General features: G+C 48.6%; 6 protein-coding genes and 1 pseudogene. All 7 read left to right on the forward strand.

The window, feature by feature from the left end; all coding sequences use genetic code 11:
* A pseudogene (locus Q0314_RS03405) lies at positions 1 to 189 on the forward strand (chemotaxis protein); the annotation flags it as partial.
* Positions 186 to 1,448 carry a peptidase U32 family protein gene (locus tag Q0314_RS03410; protein ID WP_298056512.1) on the forward strand — a complete coding sequence of 421 codons (1,263 nt, stop codon included), beginning with the start codon at positions 186 to 188 and terminating at the stop codon, positions 1,446 to 1,448. The pseudogene Q0314_RS03405 and the gene Q0314_RS03410, both read left to right, overlap by 4 nt.
* Positions 1,445 to 1,942 (forward strand): 5-(carboxyamino)imidazole ribonucleotide mutase, encoded by a 498-nt coding sequence (gene purE, locus Q0314_RS03415; protein ID WP_002951177.1) that lies wholly within the window; start codon positions 1,445 to 1,447, stop codon positions 1,940 to 1,942. The genes Q0314_RS03410 and purE overlap by 4 nt, the downstream gene beginning before the upstream one ends.
* Before the next feature lie 10 nt (positions 1,943 to 1,952).
* Positions 1,953 to 2,426: a DUF3972 domain-containing protein gene (locus Q0314_RS03420; protein ID WP_002946292.1), complete on the forward strand. Its 474-nt coding sequence runs from the start codon at positions 1,953 to 1,955 to the stop codon at positions 2,424 to 2,426.
* Positions 2,427 to 2,428: 2 nt separating this feature from the next.
* A complete protein-coding gene (locus Q0314_RS03425; protein ID WP_298056514.1) occupies positions 2,429 to 2,845 on the forward strand; it encodes an effector binding domain-containing protein in 417 nt (138 codons plus the stop codon).
* Between the two features lie 6 nt (positions 2,846 to 2,851).
* Positions 2,852 to 4,390, forward strand: coding sequence for an AbgT family transporter (locus Q0314_RS03430; RefSeq protein WP_298056516.1), 1,539 nt, complete (start codon positions 2,852 to 2,854; stop codon positions 4,388 to 4,390).
* Positions 4,391 to 4,410: 20 nt separating this feature from the next.
* The coding region (locus Q0314_RS03435) for a glycine--tRNA ligase subunit alpha (RefSeq protein ID WP_298056518.1) at positions 4,411 to 4,505 on the forward strand (95 nt) is incomplete at its 3' end.

Genomic DNA, 4,505 nt, shown 5'->3' on the forward strand with positions numbered 1-4,505 from the left:
CAAAAGATCGAGCGCGTTATCAACGTCATGCGCGCGCTTAGCAAGTATATGAGCAGCCTGTTTGAGGGCAAGATCGACGACGAGAAGCGCGTGGCCTCGGCCGTACATATCGCGGGCGATACGCACACCGAAAATCTCGTCAGCAACGACGACATCGAGGCTCTAATCGAAAGCTTGGGCAAAAAGTGAAAAAGCCCGAGCTTTTATCTCCCGCGGGAAATTTAACCAAGCTAAAAATAGCTCTAGAGTACGGCGCAGACGCAGTTTACGCATCGGTGGCGAGCTTTTCGCTTCGCACCCGTTCGGCTCGCGAATTTAACCTTGAAAGCTTTAAAGAAGCCATCGAATATACGCACGCAAAGGGCAAGAAATTTTACGCGACGGTAAACGCGTTTCCTTTTAATTCTCAAATCGAGCCGCTAAAACGCCACCTGCAAACTATTTCCGCGATGAAGCCCGATGCCTTTATCATCGCGACTCCGGGCGTCATGAGCCTGGCAAAAGAAATAGCCCCCGAGATTGAGATCCACCTCTCGACGCAGGCAAACGTCATGAATGCGCTTGACGCTAAAATCTACCACGAAATGGGCGCAAAACGCATCGTCGTGGCGCGCGAAATGAGCCTAAAAGACGTCGTGAAAATAAAAGAGCAAATCCCGACGCTAGATATCGAAATTTTCGTGCACGGCTCAATGTGTTTTGCGTATTCTGGGCGCTGTTTGGTTAGCGCGGTTCAAAGCGGCCGCCAATCAAACCGCGGCAGCTGCGCCAACGACTGCAGGTTTAAATACGAACTCTACGCCAAAAATCCCGAAAGCGGAACGCTGTTTCGCCTAGAAGAGGACGAAGAAGGCGGTACGCACGTGATGAACTCGAAGGATTTAAATTTATCCGCGCACATCAAAGATATCATCGAAAGCGGCGCGGTCGATAGCCTAAAAATCGAAGGCCGCACGAAAAGCGAATACTACGCCGCCTGCGCGACTAGAGCCTACCGCATGGCCGTAGATGACGCAGCGGCGGGCAAATTTGACGCGCAAATTTACGCGGGCGAACTAAATACTCTAAAAAATCGCGGCTTTACCGACGGCTACCTGGTAAATCGCCCGTTTGAAAAAACGGATACGCAAAATCACACCAGCAGTCTAGAAGAAGGCACTCATCAGGTAAACGCCATTAGCGAGGACGGCGAGTTTTTTAAATGCAAATATAAAATTTTCCCTGGCAACGAGTACGAGATCGTAGCTCCACTGGGCGCTCAGATAGATGAGTGCGAGAGCGAAATATCGCAAATTTTCGGTCGCGACGGCAAGAAATTTATCAAATTTAAAAAGCTCGTAACCAAAAAAGGCAAGGAAATAGCAGAAATCCACAGCGGCAACGAAAACGAAGTAAATTTGGGCGCGAAGTTGCCTAAATTTAGCTTTTTAAGAGAGGAAATAAAATGAAATTCGTATCTATAATAATGGGAAGCAAGAGCGACTACGACGTAGTTAGCGAGGCGGCGAAAACGCTTGAGAAATTTAACGTCCCTTACGAGCTGATCATCAGTTCCGCGCACAGAAGCCCGAAGCGAACGAGCGAATATGTCGCCGCGGCTGAGGAAAAGGGCGCACAGGTATTTATAGCAGCAGCCGGCATGGCGGCGCATCTAGCTGGTGCTATCGCGGCAAACACCACTCGCCCGGTGATCGGCATACCGATGGCAGGTTCGGCGCTTAGCGGAGTGGACGCCCTATACTCCACAGTGCAGATGCCAGGCGGCATGCCTGTGGGGACAGTCGCTATCGGCAAGGCCGGCGCGGTAAATGCAGCCTATCTGGCACTGCAAATTTTGGCTCTAAACGACCAAAATCTAGACGAAATGCTAAAAGCCGACCGAGCAGCCAAAGCCAAGCAAGTAGAGGAAGACTCGGCAAAGGTGGAAGTTTTACTCGCCTAAAGGAGCAAAGATGCAGACATACTTAAGCATAGACGAATTTTGCAAGCTCGTGCACCTAGAGCGCGAGGTGATCGAGGGGATGATAAACCGCGGCGTGCTAAATACGAAAGAAGAGGGCGGCGAAATCCTCATAGAGGCTAGCCAGGGCACGATGAGCGTGGTGCCTAGCGTCGTGGCCGTACCTGCGCCCCAGATCGGCGCGGATGGCTTTAGCTTCGTGGAAAAGACGATCGGTACGATACTGAATTTACACGAAAAGGTGCTTGATGCCAAAGACGAGACGCTAGAGACCCTGCGCAACGAAAATAAGTTTTTAAAAGAGGCGCTAATCTCGATGCAAGAGCTCTACGACGAGGATAGAAAAACGGTCGAGACGCTCACGAAGCAGCTAAAAAATTCGCAAGATGAAGTCGAGTTTTTAAAGCGAAAATACAAACTTATGTGGAACAAAGCGGTTGAAAATTTTAAAGGCGACAAGGAGTAGTGGTGGAAATTTTAGCAGTAGATGGTTTTAAAGTTTACGGACTAAGAACTCGCACCAAAAATGCCGACGAGATTAACGGCGACGGTAAAATCCCGGCTTTGTGGGCTAAATTTACAAAAGAATTTTATGACGGTAAAAGCGAAATTTACGGCGTTTATTGTAGTTACGAAAACGGTGCAAATGGGCTTTATGATTTATTTATCGGTACGAAGTCGCTTTGCTGCGGCGGCGAAATTTTAGAGATAAAAAGCGGCAAATACGCCGTTTTTAGCTTTCCAAACGAGCCGCAAAACGTAGCAAAATTCTGGGGAGAAATTTGGAAATATTTTGAAAACTCTGAGCTAAAAAGAGCCTACGAAACGGATTTTGAGCTTTACGGCGCTGACGAGATAAAAATTTATATCTCGGTTTTAGATTAGGAAAAAATGGACAATAAAAATAACGGATCGATCTTAGGCTTTATCGAAAAATTCGGCAACAAGCTGCCAAATCCCACCATGCTTTTCGTCTATCTTTCGGTTATTACGATTTTGCTGTCGTTTGTGCTGGAGAGACTGGGCGTTGGCGTCAGCTATCAGGCCATCAAGGACGGCCAGATCTCGCAGCTAAACGCAAACGTCGTAAATTTGCTCTCAGCTGATAGTATCAGGATCTTTGTTTCGTCCGTACTTAAAAACTTCACCGGTTTTTATCCGCTTGGCGTGGTTTTTGCGATCATTTTGGGTATCGGCGTGGCGGACAAGGCCGGGCTTTTATCGGCGCTAGTTAAAAAAATCGCCCTAAATTCGTCCAAAAAATGGGTAACGCCTATCGTGATCTTTTTGGGCGTGATGTCTAACGTCGCCTCCTCAGTCGGCTACGTCGTACTGATACCGCTCGGGGCTATTTTGTTTGCGGGCTTTGGACGCCATCCTATCGCTGGGCTAGCGGCGGCTTTTGCGGGCGTTAGCGGTGGCTGGTCGGCAAATCTGCTAATCGGCACGAACGATCCGATGTTTGCGGCGTTTTCTACCCAGGCGGCTAGCGTGCTAAATCCCGACTATGTCGTTTTGGCTACGGCAAATTGGTACTTTATGATCGCTTCTACCTTTTTGATCGTGATCGTGGGCTCGTTTGTAACCGATAGGATCGTCGAGCCTAGGCTGGGTAAATTTAGCTTTGAGGGCGCGTTAAATTTAAGCGAGCGCGACCAGATCAGCGCGGAGCAAAAACGCGGGCTAAAATTTGCACTCATCGCGACGGTTGTTTTCTCGGTCCTTTTGTTGGCGGCGCTTTTACCGTCAAATTCGCTCTTTGGCGCAAAAGAGGGCGAGAGCTTTACGAAGTCCGTTTTCATGCACTCTATCATCATTTTTATGATGCTATTTTTTATAGTAGCGGGCGCAGCATACGGCGCAGGAGCGGGGACGATAAAAAACAGCGGCGACGCGGTCAAATTTATGGAGCAAGCCGTCGCCGAGCTATCGGGATTTTTAGTTTTGATATTTTTCGCGGCTCAGTTTACATATCTCTTTAACGCCTCAAACATCGGGCTGGTGCTGTCGATAAAGGGCTCGGTTTTCTTAAAAGATATTGGACTAACGGGGCTTAGCCTCATTATCGTTTTTATAGTCGTGATAGCGTTTATAAATTTATTTATCGCCGTGGATTCGGCCAAATGGGCGATGATGGCGCCTATTTTCGTGCCTATGTTTATGAATCTAGGCCTCTCTCCCGAGCTAACGCAGGCCGCGTTTAGGATAGGCGACTCGACGACAAATATCATCACGCCTTTGATGCCGTTTTTCGTGCTGATAGTGGCGTTTATGCAGCGCTACGACAGGGGGCTGAAAATCGGCTCGGTAGTCTCGATAATGCTGCCTTATACGGTCGCGTTTTTACTCTCGTGGGCGGCGCTGATGTCGGTTTGGTACGCTTTTGACCTGCCTTTGGGGCCGGGCGCGGTTATACATTATCTAAAATAAAATTTTAAAAAGGAAGAAAAATGACGTTTTCAGAGATTATTTTGACGTTGCAAAACTACTGGCGCGAGCAGGGTTGCGTGATACTGCAACCATACGATATGCCTGCGGGCGCGGG

The sequence above is a fragment of the uncultured Campylobacter sp. genome (genome assembly GCF_938040115.1).
In the GTDB taxonomy this organism is placed as follows: domain Bacteria; phylum Campylobacterota; class Campylobacteria; order Campylobacterales; family Campylobacteraceae; genus Campylobacter_A.

Excerpts from the sequence above, each read along its gene's own strand:
- purE (WP_002951177.1), top strand. The coding sequence starts at position 1,445 with ATGAAATTCGTATCTATAATAATGGGAAGCAAGAGCGACTACGACGTA.
- Q0314_RS03420 (WP_002946292.1), top strand. The coding sequence starts at position 1,953 with ATGCAGACATACTTAAGCATAGACGAATTTTGCAAGCTCGTGCACCTA.
- Q0314_RS03430 (WP_298056516.1), top strand. The coding sequence starts at position 2,852 with ATGGACAATAAAAATAACGGATCGATCTTAGGCTTTATCGAAAAATTC.